This is a genomic window from Streptomyces sp. DvalAA-14 (genome assembly GCF_900091855.1).
GTDB lineage: Bacteria > Actinomycetota > Actinomycetes > Streptomycetales > Streptomycetaceae > Actinacidiphila.
The window spans coordinates 1-21874 of the sequence record NZ_FMCH01000446.1; the positions used below are offsets into that span (position 1 = coordinate 1).

Sequence of the window (21874 nt, forward strand, 5' to 3'; positions counted from 1 at the left end):
GGGCTGGGGCTGCGCCGGCGGCCGGAGCTGGGCTTGCGGCTGGCGCTGCTGCCGTGGGGGCTGCGGCCGCGCCTGGACCTGCTGCTGGGGCTGGGCCTGCGGCCGCGGCGGCCCCTGGGGGGTGCGGCTGGGCCGGTGGCTGTGCTTGCGGGTGTGCTTGCGGGTGTGCTTGCGGCTGTCCCTGGCTTCCCGTCCACTGCGACCTCATCGAGTCGAAGATCGGTAACCGGTCGGTCCCGTGCCCCTGCGCGCCGGCGGCCGGCTCGGTCTCCTCCTCCGAGGCGAACCACGAGAAGTCGTGGCCCGAGCCGCCCGCCTCCTCCTGGTCGTGGAACCACGGGAAGCCGCCGTCGGGCCGACCGGAATGGCGTCCCGCCGGGACCTCCTCGTACGACCGGCCGCGCGCGGGCACGCCCGCGGATCCGCGGGAGCCCTCGAACCGCGGATCGCCCGCCTGCCCCGCCGGGATCCCGCCGCCCGGCAGCCCGGCCGTTGCGGCGGTGTCGTACGGGCCGGCCCGCAGCGCCGACTGGTCGAACACCGCCGCCGCGTCCACCCGCAGTTCGCTGGTGGGCACCAGCAAAGTCAGCGGGATCCGGATGAGCGCGTTGAGGCCGGTGCGGCTCGTGCTCGTCAGGCGCACCTGGATGCCGTACTTGGCCGCCAGCCGGCCGACGACGAACAGCCCCATGCGGCGGGAGGTCGCGACGTCGAGCATCGGGGGCTCGGCGAGGCGCCGGTTGATCCGGTCCAACTCCTCGGGGCGGATGCCGATGCCCGCGTCCGCGATGTCCAGGACCACCTCGCCGGAGGTGAGCATCTTCGCGCCCACCAGCACCTTCGTCTCGGGGCCGGAGTACGTGGTGGCGTTCTCCACGAGCTCGGCCATCAGGTGCACGACGTCGGTGGCGGCATGGCCGGCCACCGCGATGTCGGGCAGCTCGTAGAGCACCACCCGCTCGTACTGCTCGACCTCGGCGGTCGCCGCGCGGACCAGGTCGAGCAGCGAGACCGGCTGGTTCCAGCGGCGGCTCTGCTCCTCGCCGGCCAGCACCAGCAGGTTCTCGTTGTTGCGGCGCATGCGGGTGGCGAGGTGGTCGAGCTGGAACAGGCTGGCCAGCTGCTCGGAGTCCTGTTCGCTGTTCTCCAGGTCGTCGATGAGCTGGAGCTGGCGCAGCACCAGGCTTTCGCTGCGCCGCGACAGGTTGGTGAAGATCGCGTTGACGTTGCTGCGCATCCGCGCCTGCTCCGTGGCGAGCCGGACCGCCTCGAAGTGCACCCGGTCGAAGGCGCGCGCCACTTGGCCGACCTCGTCCTGCGACTGCAGCTCGATCGGCTCCACCCGCACCGGCTCGTCCGTATCGGCCGGATCCACGTCGCGCAGCCGGCGGACCGCGTCCGGCAGCCGGTTGTCCGCGACGTCCAGCGCGGAGACCCGCAGTTGGCGCAGCGGCCGCACCACGGACCTGGCCAGGACCAGCGCGCCGAGGAAGGACAGCGCGACCACGGCGACGATGATGGCGATGTTCTCGTAGAGCTGGGTCCGCACCGCCGACAGCAGGTGGGTGGCACGGCGGTTCATGTCCGCCACGGCCTGCCGTTCGACGATGCGCACCGCGTGGAGCTTGTCGCTGAGCTGGCTGAACGCGGTGGTCTTGCCGATCCCGAGGCTGTCGAGCGGGATGCCCTCCTGCGCGGCGGTGGAGACCACCTGGACGGTGCCGTCGGCCGCGCCGACCTTGTCGCCGCTGACCGTCGACTGGTAGAGGTTGAGCAGCGAGGTCGGCGCGTTGTTGGCGAGCTCGTCGTTGGCCGTCTCGAACTGCGCCTGCTCGATGTTCTCCTTCAGCTCCAGCGTGAAGTCCCCGCGGTCCAGCACGTCGACGACGAAACCGCGCTCGCTCGACGTCTGCTGCTCGATCTGCTCGATGGAGGCGAGCGTGGCGACCAGGCTGCCGAGGGTGTGGTCGGAGCTGACCGCGGCGAGCTGGTCACTGAAATCCAGCAGGTCGCCGATGATCGTGCTGTACGCGTTGAAGGTGGGCGTGCCGGCGCCGGGGGCCAGGCCCCGGGTCGAGGCGCGCAGCGGGCTCAGGTCACCGAGCCGGGCCCCGGCGCGCGCGCCGAGTTGGCGCACCGCGGCCGGCAGCGTGTCGACGCTGCCCCGCTGCCGGACCAGGCTCTCGTCGAACCCCTTCACCTGCGCGTCGGTGGCCTGTTGCGCCGCCGCCAGCTGCTTGTCCTTGGCGGTGCCCGACTCGGTGAGCGCCACCTCGGTCAGGTCGCGTTCGTCGTCGAGCGCGCTGACCAGCGTGGATATCTGCTGGGCGAGCCGCGCCTGCCCTTGGATACGGGCCGCGGTCTGCAGGCTGCCGACCTCGGAGACCACGCGCACACCGACCAGCGGGATGATCGCGATCAGCGGGACCAGGACCAGGAGCAGCATGCGGTTGCGCAGCCGCCAGTCACCGAGGCGGCGCCGGGTCCACCGCCGGGACGCGGGCTTGACGGGCGGGGCGGTCCGTTTCGGCGCCGGAGCACGGCCGCGTCTGCGCGCGCTCGTCATCGTGTCGCCGCATCGTGACGCGCCCAGCGGTCCCCGCATGTCAACGGATTGCCGGCTCCGCGAGACCGCTGCTCTTCCATTCACTAACCCTTAACCCTCATAACGCCGCCGCATGGCGCGACGGCGATTGATCATTCGGTTCACCGCGATAAGCATTCGACTCCGGCCGCATACCGCTGCATACCAGGTCGCAGGCGCTTAGTATCCGGATCGCTTCGACGCCCTCGGCGGGGGACTTTATTGCAGCACACGCGAGGCCGCCGGAGCAAAGGGTTCCCCTGCTGACTTAACGCGGCCGCACTGCCGTCCACTCGCTCCAGCCGGCGGCCGGATCGGCCGAAATCGGACCCATCGAAAGCGGCGGGGATACCAGGTGCCCAACGGCGTGATAGGCGCAGAGCAGCGCATAGATTTCCTGCTGGACGAGTTCAGGGCTTTTCGACCGTAATATTACCCGTGGCCCGGTGATCTGACCGGCGAAGTGGGCGACGCCGTCGCCGCTCCGCCCGGCCGCCTGCTCGTAGCGGGTCCTGATCTCGTCGGCCGGCACGGCGCTGTCCAGGACGGAGGTGACCAGCAGCGCGGCGCGGGGTCCCGGTCCATCCGCGGTCGGGACGGCGCCGCACGGCACCACCCGGACCTCGGTTCGGGGCCGCGCGCCGCCGCCGGAGCGGGGGCCGGTGGCCAGCTCCGACAGATATGAGCCATCGGGCAGTTCGCGCAGCACCGGCAGCGGGTACGGGGCCGGGCCGAGTCCGCCGACGCGCCAGATCTGATCGGCGCCGGCCTCGGTCAGCGCCGACCACAGCGCGGCCGGGATCGGCTCCTGCTCACCGACCACCAGCGTCCGCCCGTCCAGCAAATCGTGCGGCCACTCGGCGAGCAGGCCCGCCGCGCCGTCCTCCCGGCGGGGCGTGATGGCCGCGACCGCCGAGACGCGCAGCCGGCAGTCGGTCAGCGAGGACAGCCACACGTCGAGCGAGTGATGCTTCTCGTGCTGCTGCGGCGCGTCGTCGGGGGAGCCGTAACCGGCCCGGTTCGCGGGGGTGGCCGGCACTTCCATCGCAACGCTTTCGTAGACGAAGACGCGCTCGCCGTCGGGCTGGGTGCCGTGGCCGGCCGCGTCGGCGAGGTGGCCGCAGAGCGCCTTGAGGGGTTCGACGCCCAGCCGCATCCGGGCCCGCGCGATGGCTGCCGCGCTGGCCACGTCGCCGACGCCGCCGATACCCCGGAACATCTCGGGCAGACCGCCGGTGAGTTTGGCGAGCACCTCCTCGTAGGAGGAGGTACCGAAGATCCACATCGCGAGAACGAAATACATCATGAGCTGCGCGGGCAACAGCCGCCGGCGGCGCTCCTTGCGCTCGGCTTTGTCCAGGAGCCGGTCTATGACGTCCGGCCGGAAAGTCTCCACGAGCATGCGCAGTGCGAGCCGGTCGGAAAGATGCGTTTCAAGCGGTATGCCGAGATAGCGAAACGTCATTCGCCAGAAGCTACCCCCGGAGAACCCCCTGCGTCTAACCATCCCGAACAGGCGGGACAGGCCTCGCGGTGCTTAAGTCAATACGCCCTTGTGCCACGAGGTTGGTGTCTCACGGCCGGTTCTGGCAGCCTCACTCGCGTGGCAAGCAAATCCCAGCGCGGACACAGCAATGGACACGGCAATGGTCCGGTCACATCGCCGCAACCGACGACACCGCCTATCACGATGCACGGCGTGTGCAAGTCCTTCACTACCCCGGACGGCGGAAATCACGATGTCCTGAGGAACATCGATTTCTCCGTCCGGGCCGGGGAGTTCACCGCGGTCGTCGGCCCCACCGGCTGCGGGAAATCGACCACGCTGTCGTTGATCTCCGGCATGGACCGGCCGGACAGCGGCGAGGTCCGCGTCAGCGGGCGGCCGGTGGACGGCATCGGGAAGGACGTCGGGTTCGTCTTCCAGACGGACGCGGTGTTCCCGTGGAAGACCGTCGTCGCCAACGTCGCGGCGGGCCCGCGCTTTCGCGGCGCGTCCCGCAAGCAGGCGCACGCCGACGCCGCCGAGTGGATCCGCCGGGTGGGCCTCGCGGGCTTCGAGCGGTACCACCCGCACCAGTTGTCCGGCGGGATGCGCAAGCGGGTGGCGCTCGCCCAGACGATGATCAACGAGCCGCGGGTGCTGCTGATGGACGAGCCCTTCTCCGGGCTGGACGTGCAGACCCGGCAGATCATGGCCGACGAGCTGCTCTCCTTGTGGGACCTGACCCGGCCCGCGGTCGTGTTCGTCACCCACGACCTGGAGGAGGCGATCTCGCTCGCCGACAAGGTCGTCGTGCTGACGGCCGGACCGGCCACCGTCAAGGAGGAGTTCGCGATCGACCTCCCCCGGCCGAGGAATCCGCGCGAGATCCGGCACACCCCGGAATTCGTCAAACTCCACGAGCAGGTCTGGCAGGCCCTGCGCGACGAGGTCGAGGTCGCGTACTCCCGCGGCGCGGGCGCGCGGCCCGGGTCGCCGGCAGCCGAGCCGCTGACGCCCGAATCCGTGATCTGACCCACCCGTACGGAAGAGGCATGAGCCCATGAAGACCGACACCGCGACCGGGCCGGCGACCGACGGGACCCTCGCGCGCGGGGAGCCGGCGAAGAGCGACGCCGGGACGGCCCGGGCCGTGCGGGTCCGGCGGCAACAGGCCTGGCGCGATGTGGGGGTCAATGCCGTCCGGGTCGCCGTCCTCGCCGCGTTCGTGGGCCTGTGGCAGTTACTCGCCTCGACGGGAGTCATCGACTCCTTCTATTCCGGCAAACCGTCGGGCGTCTGCTCGAAGCTGTGGGACTGGGTCCGTCACGGCACGTCCCAGGGACCGCTGTGGGACCAGGTGTGGGTGACGCTCCAGGAGACGCTGCTGGGCTTCGGTATCGGGGTCGCCCTGGGTGTCGTGTTCGGTATCGCGCTGGGCCGACTGCGCTTCCTGGCCGATGTCTTCGCCCCCTACATCAAGACACTGAACTCGATCCCGCGCATCCTACTCGGCTCGGTGTTCGCGATCTGGTTCGGCCTCGGGATCGGCTCCAAAGTCACCCTGGCCGCCGTACTGGTCTTCTTCGGCGTGTTCTTCAACGCCTTCCAGGGCGCCCGGGAGGTGGACCGCAACCTCCTCGCCAACGCCCGCATCCTCGGCGCCGGCAGCACCCGGGTGACCCTGCACGTGGTCGTCCCGTCCGCGCTGAGCTGGATCACCACCAGCCTGCACGTGGCCTTCGGCTTCGCCATCACCGGCGCGATCGTGGGCGAACTGCTCGGGGCGCAGCAGGGCCTGGGGCTGCTCATCTTCCAGGCGCAGGCCAACTTCGACCCCAACGGGGTCTTCGCGGGACTGGTCATCACCGCCGCGTTCGCGCTGGCGGCCGAGGGGCTGATCACGCTCCTCGAACGACGCCTGCTGCGCTGGCAGCCCCGCCCGCAGAAGTCCGCAGCGCAGGCGTGACCCCGGTGACCCCCGTGACTCGGCGCGACCGCCGCCGTGACCGGGGCGGCCGGCGCGATCCCCGCCACCCGCCACCCCCCGACGGTCACCCGCCCCGCACCGGCGCGCGGCCCGCGGTCCGGCTCAAGTCGGCGCACCACACACCCGCTTCCGAGGAGAAGACAACGCACATGTGGCACAAGAAGATCGTTCTCGCAGCCGCGACACTGGCCCTGGCGACAGGCATGACAGCCTGTTCGGACGACAGCTCCGACCACAGCACCGACGCGGCGAGCTCGGGGGCGCTGCCGACGGTGACGATCGCCCTGTCGAACCAGGCGAACCAGAGCTACCTCCCACTGATCCTGGCCCAGCGGATGGGCTTCTTCACCAAGCAGGGCCTCAACGTCAAGATCGCCAACCTGCAGGGCAGCCCGCAGGTCTCGGACGCCCTGCTCAAGGGCGACGCGCAGGGCATGATCGGGTTCTACGACCACAACCTCGACCTGCAGGCCAAGGGCAAGGACACCGAGGCGGTCGTCCAGCTCCTGCAGGCGCCCGGCATGGTCGAGATGACGCGCACGAGCGAGCCGTCGCTCAAGTCGCCCGCGGACCTGCGGGGCAAGTCCGTCGGCGTCACCTCCCTCGGCTCCGCCAGTGCCACTATCGGCTCCTACCTGGCGGTGCACAGCAACATCCCGGTGGCCCAGACCCACCTGGTGGCGGTGGCCGCCGGGGCCACCTTCGTCGCGGCCTTCCAGCACAACCGGGTCGACGCCGGTGTCACCACCGAGCCGACCATCTCGACGCTGCTCAAGAAGCACCTCGGGACGATCGTCGCGGACATGCGCACCGCGGCCGGCACCAAGGCCGCGCTCGGCGGCCCCTACCCGGGCACCGCCCTGACCGTGAAGACCTCCTGGGCGCAGAGCCACCAGGCCACCACGCAGAAGATGGTCAACGCGATGTACCAGACGCTGCAGTGGATGGAGTCCCACTCCGCCGCGGAGATCACCGAGCACGTCCCGGCCGACTTCTACTCCGGCAGCGGCAAGGCCCAGTACGTCCAGGCGCTCGCCAACGAGATGGGCATGTACAACCCCACCGGCCAGATGCCGGCCGACGCCCCGCAGACCGTGCTGCGGGTGCTGACCGCGGTCGACCCGGCCATCAAGGGCCACACCATCGACCTGGCGAAGACCTACACCGACGAGTACGTCCAGAAGGCGGCGCAGGACACCTCCGCCTCCTGACCGCCTCCCCGCTCCCGCCAAGGGCCCCCGGCCGGCGACCGCGCCGCCCGGGGGCCCTTGGCCTCGCGCGGGCGGGCGGTCAGGGAAACGGGTGCGGGTGCGGGTTGATCCCGTCCGGGCCCAGCGCTCCGGCGGCCCGGCCCAGCGCCCGCGGGACGCTCAGAACCCGGTCGAGCCCGGCGACCCGGCGCAGCTGGTGGCCGAAGGTCATCGGGAGCAGGCCCGGCACCACGGCCTTGACGCAGGACAGGCCGGACGCGGCGTGGACCGGGGTGGTCTGGTCAACGACGATCGCCTCCAGACCGCTCGCCGAAAAGCGCCGCACCACTTCGTCCAGATCGGCGCGCAGATCGGTGTGGCGGGGCCAGGCGTAACGGGCCTCCATGTCCCGCAGGTCGCGGCGTCCGGCTGCCTTCTGGTCCTGGTCCTGCGGTGACAGCAGGAAGTCGAGGCGACGGGCGGCGAGCGGGTCGCAGTAGAGCAGCGCGTGGTCGTCCATCTGCCGGACCAGTTCCGGGTCCTCGCGCATCCGGGCGGCGTCCGCGTGGCGCTGCGGGTAGATGATCCGGTACGCCTCGATCGCCGTGACCAGTTCGTGCAGGGCGCCGAAGATGCCGCGCTCCGGGTCGAGGCCGGAGCCGCCGGCACAGAGCACACTCGGACGGTGCGGCGCCCGCCGCGGCTCGGTGTCGAGCGCGGCGGCCCAGAAGCTCGGTATCCCCTCCGCGCCGGTCACGTCGAAGACCTCGACCCGGTAGCCGGTGCGCTCGCGGATGTGGTCGGCGAGCAGGCCGAGCCGCCGGTCGCGGGCGGTCCGCAGGTCGACGGTGGGGGCGGGCATCCGGGCGTACCAGGTCAGCAGGAAGGCGTCCCGCTCGGCGAGTTCCAGCAGGCCGTACAGCGCGGCCTCCTCCGGGCAGCCGCCCAGCGCACAGCCGTTGGAGATCTCCGAGACGAACGGGCGGGCCTGCGGGCTGTGCCTGCCGATCCGGTAGTAGGCGAGGCTTTCGGGCACCAGCACCGGCCGCTCCCGGGTCAGCGAGTAGCCCCAGACCCAGGGCATCACCAGCTCCGGCCGGTAGGGCTGGTACGGGAATCCGGGCTGCCGGTACCGGTGCGGCTCGTGGCCGCCGACCCGGGCCGGGTCGAGCACGCCGTCCGGGTCGCCGGCGGCGAGGGCGCGGTAGGACGCTTCCACCGCCGTCCGCCTGCCGCCCGGTCGTCCGCCGCCGAGCCGTTCCAGAGCCTCCGCGATCGCGGTGACCCGCGCGGTGCGGAAGTCGAGCGCCCGCCCGTAGCCGCCGTCGACCGACGCCCTCGGCCCCACCTTGGCCTCGGCGAAGGGCAGCGCGTGCAGGCCGCGCGCCCGCAGATCCTTGATCACACCGGTCTCGTCGTCGGCGTACCTGTTCTCCAACGCGGCTGTCTCCGATCGGAGATCACGCATCCGGAGGACAGCCGGATCGGGTTTCAGCCGCGCCGTGCGCGCGAACGCGGCCGCGGCGGCGGCCGGGGAGTCCTCCGGCAGGCCGCCGCAGTGGGGGCAGTGCGGATCGGGCAGGAAGGTGTGCCGGGTGATACGGAGGTCGGCCAACCGGATCATCGTGACGTCCGGGGTGCCGGCGGTCGGCTCTCGCAGGGCCACGCAGGCGGCCAGGTCGGCGGCGAGCGGGGTGAGCAGGGGGGAGACGCCGCCGGTGAGGCGGGCGCCGTAGGTCGCGTGCAGGGCCGCGTCCTCGGCGGCGTCCACCCGGGCCCCGGCGCGGCGCTCGGCGAGGCAGCGGTCGCAGCCGGGCACGCCGGGCCGGACCAGTGGACCGATGACGATCCGGTCGAGTTCGGCCACGACCGGCAGCCAGGCCCCCGCCGCCCGCGCGTGCGGCGCGTCGTCCCGCCGGGACTCGGCCCGCCACGCATCGGCGAGTTCCGACCCTGCGTCGACGGTGTCGGCCGCGATCAGTTGGACCGCCGCCGGTGGCCGCGGCAGCGCCGCGAGCCGCTGTTCGAGAGCCAGGCCGAGTCGGCCGCCGTCGTGGCGCAGGAGCGAGCCGGCCCGTACGGGGGTCTCAGTCATCGGGGTTCACCGCCTTCAGCAGATAGGGCAGGACCCAGGTGGCGGCCGGATCGTGGTCGAGCGGGACGAGCAGGGCGGCGGAGGCCTCGGGGCTGGCCTCGGCCCCGGTGCCGGCTCCGGTGTCGGCTGGGGCGCGGCTTCGGGCACCGCTTCCGGACGCGCCCCGGAGGTCCTGGCGGGCGGCCCGCACGGCGGCGTCGAAGGTGGTCCCCGAGCCGAGACCGCGCGGCGCGCGCGGGCCGCGTCCGAAGACGGCCGCAGCCGGTACGAGGTGAGCCGACCCGTGCTCGGGGGACCAGGCCCACACGGCCGGTCCGGCGGCCGTCGGAGTGTATCGGCGCGGGTCCGCGGCCAGTTGGGCGTAGACCTCCAGGGCGCGGCGGGCGGTGCGCAGCCGGGCCGCGGTGAAGTCCGGTCCGACACCGTGGACGCGGTGCTCCGCGCCGCCGGTGAGGGGATCGCGGACCACGGCGGTGGCCGCCCGCCGGGGAAACTGCGGGAGGCCGCCCTCGTCCAGCTCCGCGATCAGCCCGGTCCGGGCGTCGATGCGGGCGGCGGCGCGCCGGGACAGCTCCTCCGGGTCGACGGCCGCGCCCGCGCGCAAGGCCGCGATCTTCGCCAGGAACTCCGCCTCGCTCTCCGGGGCCGCCGTCAGCGCGGCGGGATGCGGTCGGTAGTGATGGAGGCTGCTGGTCAGGGCGATCGGGTCCAGCCGGATCAACTCGTCGGCCGCGGTGTGGGCCCCGGCGGTGAACGCGCGGTGGAAGTGGTGCACGAGCAGCGGCGCGGCCACCTCGATGCCCTCGGGCCCGAAGGCCGCCGCGCCGTCGCCGGACGCGGTGCCGTGCAGCCGCAACCAGGCGCCGAGCCACCCGCCCTCGGGCCGGTCGGGACCGGGGGCGAGCATGGGTCCGATCCACCAGGCGTCGGCGTCGCGGACCGCGGCGGCGAACCACATGCCGTTGCGGCGGCAGGCCGCATCGAGGCGCGAGACCCGGATCGGTTCGTCACCCGCAGCCAGCAGCAGCGCGTCGTACTGCCCGCTGTCCACCGATGCCTCGGCTTCGATGGGGTCGGTGACCTGGGCGACGGGGTCGGCGCCGGTCAGACGCAGGGCGGCGGCGACCGCGTCGGCGGCTAGGGCCGGCGCGACCACCAGCACCCGCAACCGTGCGTACGCGGCGGCCCGCACGGCCGGACCGGGATCGGCCAGATCCTCCACCAGGCCGTGCGCGTCCAAGCGCTCCAGGACCTCGACCACCGTGGCCCGGCGGGCCTCGTCCAGGCCGTCGAGCAACTGCCGCACGGTGCGGCTGCCGTCCAGGAACGGTGTGAGCCGGTCCAGCCAGGCGGCGATCCCGGGTGCGGCGATCAGATCGGTGCCGGTGCTGGAGCGCACATAGGCGGTGCCGCGCCCGCTCGGCACCACGAACACGTCCGGGCGCAGGCGGGGCGCGGAGTCCATCGAGATCACGGCCGGCCTCCGGCGAGTCGGTCAAGCCCGTTTGCTTCGGTGAGTCCGGTAAGTCCGGTGCGAACGAGCTGCTGGGACGGTGCGCCGGAGCCGCGTTCGGGTCCGATGAGCGCGGTGAGCAGCGCGGTGCGGCCGGGGGACACCCCCAGCACGCGGTCCGTCCGTGAACCGACGACGTCGCAGCGGAGCCCCGCGCCGAGGCCGGCCCGCGCGGCGGCCAGGCCGATGCGCTGCCCGAGGATGCCCGCCCGGATGTTGAGCATGCGGTACCAGCGGTCGCCGTGGTCGGCGTATCCGCGCTCGTAGTCGCCGACGACCAGCACCGCGCACGCGGCCTCGAAGCCGGCCAGTTCACCCGGCCCGCCCGGCGGGAACAGGTCGCGAGGCACCGCGCGTGCAGAGAAGTCCCCGTCCACCGGCAGGAGTTCACCGGAACGCGGGTCGCGGCGGTGGCATCCGGGCGCCAGCCCGGCCACGCGGCCCGCCACGCAGTACAGGTCGATGCCGGGAGCGTTGGGACCGTTCAGCGGCACCGGCTCCGCCACTTGGTCGAGGACACCTGCCAGTTGGGCCGAGGCGATGGGCACCGGCTCGAACCCGGATCCGGCGGAGCGGCGGTTCAGCAAGGCGCCGGTCGGTTCGGGGCCGGTCAACGGGCCCGAGGTGACGACCACATGGACGCTCTCGGCTCCGGGATCGAGGCCGAGCAGCCGGCTCAGCGGCCGGTCGGCGAACAGGGTGTGCGCGGCAGGACGGCCGCCGGCCGCCGCCAGCAGCGTCAGGGCCTGCCCGGCGAGCACCCCGGTGTCGAGCGCTTGCAGGCGGTGGCCGAAGGGTCCGTACCGGGCCAGATTCGCGTCATGGCGGCTGGTGATCAGCAGGATCAGCTCGGGCTGGTCTGCTTGGTCGCGCTGGTCGGGATGCTCGGGCCGGTCGGGTGGCTCGGGCAAGTCGGGTTGCTCGGTCGCGGGCGTGCGCAGGCACGCCGAGAGGTCGGCCCGCAGGTCCGCCGGGGTCAGCAGTTCGAGGGCGTGGGCGGCGGGCAGGTAGTGGCACAGCCCGGACCCGGTGGCGGCATAGACCTCGCCCGGATAGGCGCCACCGCCCGAGGGCACCGGGCGGCCAGCGCCGACGCCCGACGCCTTCCAGTCGATCCGGGTGACCCCGTACAGCAGCGCGAGCAGCCCGCCGAGGCGGTCCGCGGACCCCCCGAACGGGGGAAACGGCAGCCGGATGAGGGGAGTTCCGGGGTGGTGCTTGGGCGGGGTGTTGCTCGCGGCGAGGTCGATCACCGGCAGCACGCTGCCGTACCGGTCGTGGTACCGGCGGGCCGCGGCACCGTCCGTCTCGACCGCAGGAGGGTAGGCCGGGCCGCTGTCGGGCGGCATCAGCGGGCTTCCGGCGCGGCTGCTGCCCGCACCGGCAAGTTCGGCTCGGCCGCGACGGTGGCCAGCACCAGCTGCAGGGCGCTGACGCCGTACACCTCCTCCACCGCGTTCGCGGCGAGGTGGCAGAGCAGGTAGCGGGTCAGGCCCGGGACGCCGAGGCGGGAGAGGTGGAGATAGGTGTAGTTGAGCATCAGCCGGTAGCGCAGGAAGCGGGGGTCCCGGTACATCATCTGCTTGTAGACGGTGCTCCCGGCGATGGCGCGGTGCATCGGGCTGGCGGCCAGGAGGTCACCGATGCCGTTCTCCTCGTCGTCCGGGATCTCCGCCTCCGGGATCTCGCCGGCCGCGTACAGCGCGGTCCAGCGTGCGCCGAGCGGGTCGATCGCCGCGACCCAGCCGCGCAGGAGTTCCGCGTCGGCGTCGGCGCTGTCGGCGCTGTCGGCCGGAGCGTCGTCGAACGCGGCTACGACCGCGCGGACTTGGGCGGTGAGGACATCGCGGTTGGCCGCGTAGCGCCGGTCGAAGGCATCGCGGACCTGCGGCCCGACCGTACTCAGGTATCCCTCCGCGTGGGAGCGGAAGGAGACGAAGCCGCGCCGGACGGAGGCGTCCTCCGGGTGCCTGCACAGCATGTGCGCGGTGGCGAGCATCAGCCGCAGGGCCAGAGTCTCCCGGGGGGCGCCGGCTGCGACCGCCTCCAGATGCCGGAAGAGCAGATCGTTGGTTCCGGCGTAGAACAGGGCCAACTCGTCCGCCCCGACCGGGCAGCCGAGCACGTCGATGCGGCGGTCGTGCTCGGCCCAGATGATCGAGTTGTCGGCGTAGAACGGCGTGAGCGGGCCGGGTTCCCGTTCGGCGTCGGCGAGCCGGCGGTGCAGCGGCAGCAGGGCGGCCTCGTCGGGCGCGACCGCCCTGGACGGATGCGCACGCAGGTATTCGCCGACGACCTCGGCCACGGCGGGCTCCACGACGGCGGCGAACACCGCGGGTTCGGCCGCGACCACCAGCCGCAGATGGGGCCCGCGCCGCCAGTGCCGCAGCACGTAGATCGACTGGACGTGGTCAGCCAGGCGTTCGACGACCGGCCGGACCGCGTGCAGAAGCAACCGGTCGGTGTCGTCGCCGAAGTACGCGATGTGGGCCGCGCGCCACTGCGGTTCCGCCGTCATCGGTGTCTGTGCCATGGCAAATCCCTCGTTCTTCTCAATCGTCACTTCGATCGTCACTGTCCGGCGGCGTCACGGTCGGCGTCGCGGCTGTCGGTGTCGGTGTCGGTGTCGGCGTCCGCGCGGTCCGCCGGGCGCCCGTCGGGTCCGCCGGTCAGCTCGTCCACCGCGAGGGCGGCCAGGCCGCGCAGGGTCGCCTCCTGGTCCAGCCGCACGCCCCGGCGGTTGCAGGCCAGATGGGACAGGTGGTCGGCCAGCCGGTCCGGGGCGGCGGAGAGGTCCCGCGCGCGGCGGAAGGCGGCAAACCAGCGGGCGAGCGGGTCCTGGCCGGTGTCAGCGGTCGCCCGCCCGTTCGCCGCGGCTCGCGCCGCCCGGGCCACCGGAAGCAGTGAAGCTCGTCTGCGCCGGTACTGCTCGACCCTCAACGGCGTTCGCCAGGCGGCTGGTTGACCGGCCGGGCGGGCGGTCCCGGCGAGCAACGCGAAGCAGTACGCGAGCCGTTGGGTGGGGGAGTCGGTCGCCGCGGCGAGCGCCTGTTCGCTGCAAAGGCAGAAGCACGCCTCGGCGGCGCTCAGAGCCGGGCCACGGCCGTACTTGGCGGTCTCCGGCCGGTAGGGGATGAAGGCGAGGCTGTCGTTGGGAGCCAACCGGCCGGCCTCGGTGCCCGGTTCCATGACCGCGAGGCGGGCGGCCAGTTCGCCGTACTGACGCGCGGTCATCGGGGTCGCGGGCGACAGTGATCCGAAGAACTCCGCCGCGTTCGTTTCCAGTAGCGCGCGCAACTCCGGCTCGGCGTCCGGCGCCGCGGCCCGCAACCGCAGGCGCAGATGCGGGCCGGACTGCCAGTGGCGGATGAAGAAGAAGCGGTCGGCCAGCCCACGCCGCCGCGCGTCGTCCACGACCGCGGGCACCAGGCGGCTCAGCACCAGGTCGAGCGGGTGGGCGGTGAACACGTGCGCGCTCAACCAGGTGGGGTCGGGTTCGTCGTTCACCACGGGCCCTGCCGTTCGTTTGTCGGGTCCGAGGCGGCGTCGAGTTCGATCAGGAACTCGGCCGCGTGGCGCCGCCCGTCCCGGTGCACGGGGGAGTCCTGGAGGTCGGGCAGCGCCTCGGTGAGCAGCAGCGGGTGCCCCGAGGCGGCCGCCTGCTCGAAGATCCGCAGCAGGTGCGGGTGGGAGAAGTCGAGGTACACCGGCTTGCGGTCCTTGTCGCGCGGCGCGGCCCCGGTCCTGACCCCGACTCCGGTCGCGGCCCCGGTTCCGGCCCCGGTCCCGGCCTCGGTCCCGGCTCCGGCCTCGGTTTCCGCGCCGGCTTCGGCATATCCTTCGGCGGGTCGGGCGGTGAGCCGGCGCAGGTAGCACCGCAGCGGCAGCCCGCGTGCGGTCCGCCAGGCGTGCACCCGCACGAGGTAGTCGGCGTCCGACTCCGCCGCGGCCCGGGCCGGCGCCCGGCCGGGTTCCACGAACCAGCAGGCCCGGCGCAGCACCACGGACCCGAGCGCGATCCGCGCCACCCGTCCCGGCGTGCCGCCGTGCGTGGCGGTCCGCCACAACTGCGGCCAGTCGGACCAGAAGGAATACGAGTTCTGGCCGAACGCCTCCACCAGCATGCGGGCCGGCAGCGGGAGCAGCGGAGTCGCCAACAGGCCCAGGTGCAGCGGTCGCACCGACCGGCCGGTCGCGCGCAATTCCAGGCGAAGCCGCCCCGCGCCCACGTCGTGCACCACCTCCAGCTCCGCCGGGCGGATCAGCTGCGACGGCGGCCGGTCGGAACCGGAGCCGTCCAGGTCGATCGCGTAGGGCACCGACGGCACACGCTGGTTGAGCGTGCTGCCGAAGGAGGCGTCGAACTCGGCGTAGAGAGGGGCGCCCGGGGGGCCGGCGGAGTGCTGCGGGACGCTGTCCGCGCCGAGGCCGAGCAGGTGAGCGGTGCGGGTTCGCCCCGTTCCGTGGCCGCAGGTGACCGTGTTGAGCACGAGGCCGAGACCGGCGGGCGCGTCGGGCATCGCCAGCGGCTGGACGTAACAGGTGTACCGGTCGCCTGCCGCGTGCGGGTCGATCCAGCCGCCGCACAACGCGCGTACGGCGTCCCGGGTGAGCCGGATGGTGCCGTCCGCGTCGGGTGCGGTCGCCGTCAGCAGGCCGCGCAGTTCGGCCTGCCGCCGCGCGTCGCGCTCGGTGGGGGCGGCCGTCGTCGTGCTGCCCCACCAGGCCCCGAAGTCCCGCAGGACGGCGGCGAACGGCTGCCGGAAACCCGTGCCGTAGGCCGCCGCGGCTCGACGCAGGAGGTGGTCGCGCCGGGGAGCGAGGGCGTCGAACGGGGCGAGCAGGCAGGGCACCAGAGCGAGGTCGGCGAGTACCTGGTGCCAGGAGCCCCGGTCCAAAGTGGCGGCGTTGCCGGGGATGACGGTGTTGTGGAAGTACGGGGTGACCTGCTCCAGGCCGTCGCCCGGTTCGAGCAGCCCGAGCCGGCGGGCGGCGTCGGCAGTGCGGGCCCGCAGGGTCGCCGCGATGTCGCGGTGCGCGGCCGGGTCGCTCGGCGGTGGGGCGGCGGCCCGGTCCCGAATCGCCCGCAGATCCTCTCCCAGCAGCGTCAGGCGTTCGCCGCGGCGTGCGGCGGGCACCCGCGCGTCGAGCCAGCGGACCAGGGTCGCCGCGCCGAGGCGCTGGTCGGGGAGGTCGACGCGGCATTCGAGCAGGCCGAGCCGGACGAGTTGCGCCAGCACCGCGTCCGCTCGTTCGCCCGCCCCCGGGTCGGACGGGCGCCCCCGGGCTCCGGCGGCCGCCGAGCCGAGCCGCGCGCGCAGGCCGGCCGGGGTTCCCGCGTCCCGGGCCGCTGCGAGGATGGCGTCCAGAGCCGGGGTGGCCGGCAGCGAGCGCACCACGCCGGACGGTCCGGGAGCGGTGAACAGCCAGCGGCGGCTGCCGTCCGCGGACGGCACGAGCGTGGCGGACGGGCTGACCCGGATGTGGGCCACCCCGTCGAGTTCGGGCAGGTGGGCGAGGGCGCCGGCGATCCGGGCGAGCGGCAGCAGGCCCACCTCGACCACCTCGGCCCGGACCGACCCTTCCAGCCGCACGGCCGCGTCCACGCCGGAGGCCACGGCATCCACGCCGGAGGCCGACGCGTCCACTTCCGGGGCCAGCGGGTCCACGCCGGTAGCCGCCGCGTCCACCTCCGAGGCCCAGCGCCCGAGTCCGCTCGCCGCGAACGTCGTCAACGGACTCGGCTTGGCCACTGCCCGGGCCGCGTACTTCGCCAGGCTCACCGCCGCCCGGTCGAGCGGGCGCCGCCCGGGCCGGACGCGTTCGCGCTCGGCCCAGCGCAGCACGTCGTCGTAGAGGTCGGGGCTGGCGTAGCCGAGGCCGAGGCCGAACAGCGGGTCCTCGGCGAGCTTCGCCAGGGCGGCGGCTGCCGACCGCAGTTCCCCGGGCAGCCCGGCCGCCAACTGCTCGAACATGTCCTGGCGGGCGTCCTGCAGCTCGGTGTGGCGGTGGAGCCGGGCGGTCAACTCCGCGCCGATCACCTCCGGCGGGGCGGCGCGTTCGACCAGCGCCCGGAGCCGGCCGCCGCGGTGCACGGCCCGGCGCAGGCCGACGAGCCGCGGCTTGAAGGGCAGGGCCCGTTCGGTGGCGATCAGGGCGTACAACGCCTCGCCGATCTGCTCCGCGTCGGCGTGGATCTCCAGGTCCAGTGCCACGATGCGCAGCGCGCGCCCGGTGCTCAGCGGGATACGGGAGTCGTCGAGCGCGTCTGCGGGCAGCCCCGCGACGCGCACTCCCACCGGATCGGCCGCGAGCGGGTCGGTGGCGCCCTGCGGCAGCGTGTCGTTCATCAGAAGACCACCGGGAGCCGGAAGCCGGCGTCGGGCCCCGACGTGCCGACCGCGATCTGGAACAGGACCGTCTCGCCGGACCCGGTCAGGCCCAGCAGGCGTTCGGCGGTGGCGGCCTCGTACCCGTTGTGGACCCGCGCGCTGTGGCCGTGGCGTGCCGCGACCACGCTGAGCAGATGAGCCGCGGCCCCCGCGACCAGGTGCAGGCGGCGGAACGCGTCCGCGCCGTGTTCGGCCACCGCCGCGTCGCGCGGCACGGAGAGATAGGCGGTGAAGGAGACAGCCCGGAAGTTCATCGACACCCGGCCCTCGGTCTGCCCGATCCGTTCGACCTCCGGAACCACGTCGCCCGCCCGGACCAGTCGCAGGCGCCCGCCGGCGAGCAGGTAGCGCCCGGCGGGCAGGCCGGTGACCCGGCTCAGGTACAGGTGGCAGGAGAGGTCCGCGAAGGGAGCGTGGGCGAGGACCGTGCCGAGTTCGTCCAGCATCGCCCGCGGAGCCGCCACCGGCTGGGGGTCGAACAGCGCCGCGCCGGACTGCCTGGCCCGCAGCGCCCCCGCGAGGTCCGCGGGCACCCAGTCATGGTGCTCCGCGCCCGGGCCGACCTCCAGATATGCCATCGGGTGCTCGGCTCCCGACTCCAGCCATCCGTCGGTCAGTGCGAGCAGGGTCGCGCGGTCGAGACCGGTCCGGGTCCGCAGACCCAGCGCGGCGGCCACCAGGTGGACGGCCCCGAGCAGCATTCCCGCCTCCTGGGCGCACAGCCGGGGCGCGTAACCGCCGTAGAGCCGCGCGGTCCGGGCGTGGCGGCTGGTGATCACCAGGAACCGGGACGTCCCGGGGCCGGCGGACGGATCGGGGCGGCAGCCGTCCACGGCGGCCCGTACCAGGGCGAGTTGGTGACGCAGCGGGTCGAAGCGGTGGACGTCGGCCCGCTGGTTGTCCGCGCCCGGCGAGACCAGGTAGAGCTCGCTCGGATACAGACATCGGGCGGAGGCCACCGCCCGATGCAGTGGCCATCCGCCCGGGGTCAGGTCGTGCTGCATGAGGCCGAAGGAGTAGTGGAACAGGGCGGCCAGGACGGACGGGTCGGCCAGGCCGCGGGAGGCATGGGCGGCCGGTTCGAGCCGAAGCGGCGGCGGGTCCAGCGGGAAGCGCGGACCGGCGGGCGGCGTACCGGAGCCGGAGTGGGCGCCGGGCTCCTCGGGGGCGTAGTCGCCGGTGGCGAGGGTGGCGGGGATCGACCGGCGGGAGTAGACGGCCTCGGACCACAGGTCCAGCGGGAAGGGGGTCCCGCCGCCGGGCACGCCGGGCACGCCGGGCACGCCGGGCACGCCGGTCCGGCCGGTCGTGTCGGTCGTGTCGGTCGCGTCGGTTGCGTCGATCGCGTCGGTCGCGTCGGCTACCCGGGCCGTGCCGGTCTCCCGGGTCACGCCGGTCGCGCCGTGAGAAAGCGCCCGGTCGCCAGATCCAGCACGGCGACATCCGAGGCGGACGTGCCCCCGCTGTCCTCCCGCTCGTCCAGTCCTGCCACCTGGCACAGCAGTCGCAGGCACAACTGGTTGGCCGCGAGGGCCGCGTTGGGGCCGCCCAGATACGTGACGCCGGGCTCTTCGAGCCCTTCATCGGCACCGGCGGCCGGCGCCGCACCGGCTTCCGTGCGGACGCTGATGAACGCGTGCCGGCCGGAGGCGGTCAACTGCCCGTAGCCGACGCCCTCCCGCGCGGCGAGTGCGCGCACGCGCGCGGCCAGTTCCGGCTCGAGCGTGTCGCACGCCAGGAGTGCCACGCCCGTGTCCGCCGGCAGGTTTTGCGGCTCGCCGTGCGCGGCTTCATAGCGAAAGGACAGGTTTTCCTTTCGCAGGAGTTCGACGCATTCGTCCAGTCGCGCCAAATCCGTTCGGTTTTCGCTCCGGTGTCCGGTGTCTTCGATACAGAGACGGACCTGCTCGACACCGGAGGTGAGCAGAGCAAGAACCAATGCACTCGCGAGACGGCCGAAACCGACCACCACCGGTGCACAGTTCCTATAACGCTCGAAGTGATACTCGGGGGAGTCGGCCCGCAACGCGATGAAGTCGATCAGCGCGGCGTGCCGGGTTCGGATTTCGGGGCTCAGTCCGTGTCGTAGGTCCCCTTCGGCGTCGCGCACGAAACCTTCCCGGACCAGCAGTTCAACCAGTGCGCGCACATGGTTGGCCGCCTGCGGGGCCAGATCCGCGACGAGTTCGTCCAGTCGTCTGCTGCCGTCGAGAAAGGGACGAATACGTTCGAGCCAGGGGTATATTCCGGGCATGGGGAGTGCGACGGTGCGTTGGGGGCCGCGGATCACCACGCCCTGGTCGGACGGCAGCAGATGGGTGTGAGGGAGCAGTCTCGGCCGCATCGTCACCCCTGTCCAAACCGGGCGGAATTGTGTTCCCGCCTCTGCGGAAGCGCCGGACAAAGCCTCGCTCTGGGCCTCTCGGCCCCTGAGATTAACCGAGTTGACTGGTCTAGTCCATAGCCTTCCCGTGCACCGTTTCCTGCAGTACTGTCACGTCCGGACGCCGTTGCGGTGTCTGCATATTGACCCGACGTCATATTCTGATAGGAGGTCTTCCGATGGACGAGTTCAAGCAGAGTTCCCCCTCGTTGGCGGCTGCGGTCGCCGACCTGGCACTGGAGCTCGACCTTGCCTCGCTGGCCGGTGACGAGCAGAGCCAGTCGCTCACCGCAGGCCACGGCATGACCGAGGCCAGTGCGTCGTTCTGCTGTGCCCCGCCGCCGAACTGCTGCAACTGCAGCTGTTCCTGAGCGAACCTCAGGTCGGATCAGCGTGGACGCGCGCCGATCCGACCTGTTTGCGCTGCCGCTTCGGTCCGAACCGAGGCAGGCGGACCGCCGCTCGCGCAGTTCTCGCTAGACCGGGAAGGTCACGCCGGTGAGCTCCTGTGAAAGGGCCCAGAGCCGGGCCTGCAGGTCCGCGTCGTGCGACTGCTTGCTGGAGTGGGCCACCTCGGGGTGGCCGCGGAACCCGCCGAGTCCGCCGGGGCCGTAGTACTGGCCGCCCGCGGCCAGCGGGTCGGTCGCGGCGCGCAGGGTCGGTAAGGCGCCCATCGCCGCCGGCTGGGCCACCGTCGAGAGCACCGGTGCCAGCGCCTGCGGCAGATGCCGTTGCAGGTCCGTGTCCGAAGCGCCGGGGTGCGCGGCCACGGCGAGGGTGCGCTGGTGCGCGGCTTCGAGTCGCCGCTGGAGTTCGTAGGTGAACAGCAGGTTGGCCAGCTTCGACTGGCCGTAGGCCGCGACCCCGCTGTAACGGCGCTCCCAGTGCGGGTCGTCGAAGTGGATGGCGGCCCGGAAGCGGTGCCCGACGCTGCTCACCGTCACGACCCGGGACCCCTCGACGGGCAGCAGGCGCTCCAGCAGCAGTCCGGTCAGTGCGAAGTGGCCGAGGTGGTTGGTGGCGAACTGCAGCTCGAAGCCGTCTTCGGTGGTCTCTTTCGGCGGGAACATCACGCCTGCGTTGTTCACGAGTAAGTCGATGCGGTCGTAGGTGGCGGACAGTTCGGCGGCGGCGGCCCGGACGGAGGCCTGCGAGGACAGGTCGAGGTGCCGCAGTTCGACCTCCGCGCCCGGGGTCGCCGCCGCTATTCGGGCCTTGGCGTCCTTGCCCTTGTCCAGGTTGCGCACCGCGAGGACGACACGGGCGCCGTGCGCGGCGAGCGCGGCGGCGGTCTCCCGGCCGAGACCGGTGTTGGCCCCGGTGACGACCACGGTTCGGCCGCGCTGGTCGGGTATGTCGGCGGTGCTCCATTTCGGCACGGTCGCTCCTTGGTTAGAATCACAAAAGCGGGGCGTTCGCCCCGCCTAATCGACTGTACGGAACGTGCGCCCCGCTTTGTCAAGGGATGGCGTCACGGAGGTGATGAGGGTGGTCCGGGCCGCCGCCAAGCCGCTGCGCGCCGACGCGGCACGTAATCGCGAACGGGTGCTCAAGACGGCCTACGCGACCTTCGCCAGCGAGGGGGTCGCGGTGCCGCTGGACGAGATCGCCCGCCGGGCCGGCGTCGGCGCGGGCACGGTCTACCGGCACTTCCCGACCAAGGAGGACCTCTTCCGCGCGGTCGTCGAGGACCGGATGGGCCAGATCGTCGCGGCCGGCCGCGCACTGCTCGAAGGCCCGGACCCCGGCGAGTCACTGTTCGGCTTCCTGCGCGCGCTGGTGCTGGAATGGGGTGCGCAGGACCGGGGCCTGGTGGACGCGCTGGCCGGCGCCGGCATCGGCTGGACATCGGTCGGCCCGGAAGCCGAGACGGGCTTCATGGCGCTGCTCGGCGACCTGCTCCAGGCGGCGCGACAGGCCGGCACGGTGCGCGCCGAGGTCACGGTGACCGCGGTGAAGACGCTCATGGTGGGCTGCCAGGCGATGCAGGGCTACAACAACGACGAAGCCGGCAAGGTCACCGAAGTGGTCCTCGACGGCCTGCGTTCTCGCCACCGCCCTTAGGCCGTACCGGGCAGCGGCGGGGGCCGTCCCCGGCGCGGGTGACGGCCGCGGGCCCGCTCGCGGGCAGGGGCAGGGGCAGGGGTCCGGGTCCGCGACGGCGCCGGTGGTCAGGGGGCGCGGCCAGGCCGCCGGCGAGCAGGTCCGCCAGCGCGCCGGCGAAGGATCCGTCGATGGGCCGCT

Annotated in this window: 16 protein-coding genes; 5 read left to right on the top strand and 11 right to left on the bottom strand. The window is 73.0% G+C overall.

From position 1 onward, the window contains the following. Together GA0115240_RS23815 and GA0115240_RS23820 are read right to left on the bottom strand one after the other, a co-directional pair. A partial coding sequence (locus tag GA0115240_RS23815) for a sensor histidine kinase (RefSeq protein WP_161302398.1) occupies nt 1–2446 on the bottom strand: 2446 nt, incomplete at its 3' end. A 406-nt stretch (nt 2447–2852) separates the two neighbouring features. Next, nucleotides 2853–4049 (bottom strand): transposase domain-containing protein, encoded by a 1197-nt coding sequence (locus GA0115240_RS23820; RefSeq protein ID WP_161302400.1) that lies wholly within the window; start codon nt 4047–4049, stop codon nt 2853–2855. 225 nt (nt 4050–4274) lie between these two features. On the opposite strand from GA0115240_RS23820, the gene GA0115240_RS23825 reads away from it, so the two are divergent. From GA0115240_RS23825 to GA0115240_RS23835, 3 genes are all read left to right on the top strand, one after another. After that, complete coding sequence (locus tag GA0115240_RS23825; RefSeq protein WP_093739472.1) at nt 4275–5102, top strand: ABC transporter ATP-binding protein; 828 nt, start codon at nt 4275–4277, stop codon at nt 5100–5102. 28 nt (nt 5103–5130) lie between these two features. Beyond that, nucleotides 5131–6036 carry an ABC transporter permease gene (locus GA0115240_RS23830; RefSeq protein WP_093739474.1) on the top strand — a complete coding sequence of 302 codons (906 nt, stop codon included), beginning with the start codon at nt 5131–5133 and terminating at the stop codon, nt 6034–6036. A gap of 170 nt (nt 6037–6206) precedes the next feature. Beyond that, entirely contained in the window at nt 6207–7268 is a 1062-nt protein-coding gene (locus GA0115240_RS23835) for an ABC transporter substrate-binding protein (RefSeq protein ID WP_093739476.1), read from the top strand. 79 nt (nt 7269–7347) lie between these two features. Here GA0115240_RS23835 and GA0115240_RS23840 read toward each other — a convergent pair whose 3' ends face one another. From GA0115240_RS23840 to GA0115240_RS36315, 8 genes are read right to left on the bottom strand one after another with little or no spacing between them, the layout of a single operon-like run. Next, nucleotides 7348–9342, bottom strand: a complete 1995-nt coding sequence (locus GA0115240_RS23840) for a TOMM precursor leader peptide-binding protein (RefSeq protein WP_093739478.1) — start codon at nt 9340–9342, stop codon at nt 7348–7350. Further along, a complete protein-coding gene (locus GA0115240_RS23845; RefSeq protein ID WP_093739480.1) occupies nt 9335–10816 on the bottom strand; it encodes a hypothetical protein in 1482 nt (493 codons plus the stop codon). The genes GA0115240_RS23840 and GA0115240_RS23845 overlap by 8 nt, the downstream gene beginning before the upstream one ends. Further along, on the bottom strand, nt 10813–12204 hold the full coding sequence (locus tag GA0115240_RS23850) for a hypothetical protein (RefSeq protein ID WP_093739482.1): 1392 nt from the start codon (nt 12202–12204) through the stop codon (nt 10813–10815). Before GA0115240_RS23850 ends, GA0115240_RS23845 begins: the two co-directional genes overlap by 4 nt. Further along, the gene (locus GA0115240_RS23855; protein ID WP_093739484.1) at nt 12204–13388 is read right to left on the bottom strand and encodes a thiopeptide maturation pyridine synthase; all 1185 of its coding nucleotides are present in this window, start codon (nt 13386–13388) and stop codon (nt 12204–12206) included. The genes GA0115240_RS23850 and GA0115240_RS23855 overlap by 1 nt, the downstream gene beginning before the upstream one ends. A gap of 38 nt (nt 13389–13426) precedes the next feature. Beyond that, entirely contained in the window at nt 13427–14362 is a 936-nt protein-coding gene (locus tag GA0115240_RS23860) for a lantibiotic dehydratase C-terminal domain-containing protein (RefSeq protein ID WP_161302402.1), read from the bottom strand. After that, nucleotides 14359–17205, bottom strand: a complete 2847-nt coding sequence (locus GA0115240_RS23865; RefSeq protein WP_093739488.1) for a lantibiotic dehydratase — start codon at nt 17203–17205, stop codon at nt 14359–14361. Before GA0115240_RS23865 ends, GA0115240_RS23860 begins: the two co-directional genes overlap by 4 nt. Further along, nucleotides 17205–18638 carry a hypothetical protein gene (locus GA0115240_RS23870; RefSeq protein ID WP_141708943.1) on the bottom strand — a complete coding sequence of 478 codons (1434 nt, stop codon included), beginning with the start codon at nt 18636–18638 and terminating at the stop codon, nt 17205–17207. The genes GA0115240_RS23865 and GA0115240_RS23870 overlap by 1 nt, the downstream gene beginning before the upstream one ends. Beyond that, nucleotides 18635–19591, bottom strand: a complete 957-nt coding sequence (locus GA0115240_RS36315) for a hypothetical protein (protein ID WP_141708944.1) — start codon at nt 19589–19591, stop codon at nt 18635–18637. Before GA0115240_RS36315 ends, GA0115240_RS23870 begins: the two co-directional genes overlap by 4 nt. 218 nt (nt 19592–19809) lie before the next feature. Here GA0115240_RS36315 and GA0115240_RS23880 point away from each other — a divergent pair, with 218 nt between their 5' ends. Next, complete coding sequence (locus tag GA0115240_RS23880; RefSeq protein WP_093739494.1) at nt 19810–20001, top strand: thiomuracin/GE37468 family thiazolyl RiPP peptide; 192 nt, start codon at nt 19810–19812, stop codon at nt 19999–20001. A gap of 105 nt (nt 20002–20106) precedes the next feature. Here GA0115240_RS23880 and GA0115240_RS23885 read toward each other — a convergent pair whose 3' ends face one another. Continuing rightward, on the bottom strand, nt 20107–21009 hold the full coding sequence (locus GA0115240_RS23885) for an oxidoreductase (protein ID WP_093739496.1): 903 nt from the start codon (nt 21007–21009) through the stop codon (nt 20107–20109). A 103-nt stretch (nt 21010–21112) separates the two neighbouring features. On the opposite strand from GA0115240_RS23885, the gene GA0115240_RS23890 reads away from it, so the two are divergent. Continuing rightward, entirely contained in the window at nt 21113–21694 is a 582-nt protein-coding gene (locus GA0115240_RS23890; RefSeq protein ID WP_093739498.1) for a TetR/AcrR family transcriptional regulator, read from the top strand. Nucleotides 21695–21874: the final 180 nt, after the last annotated feature.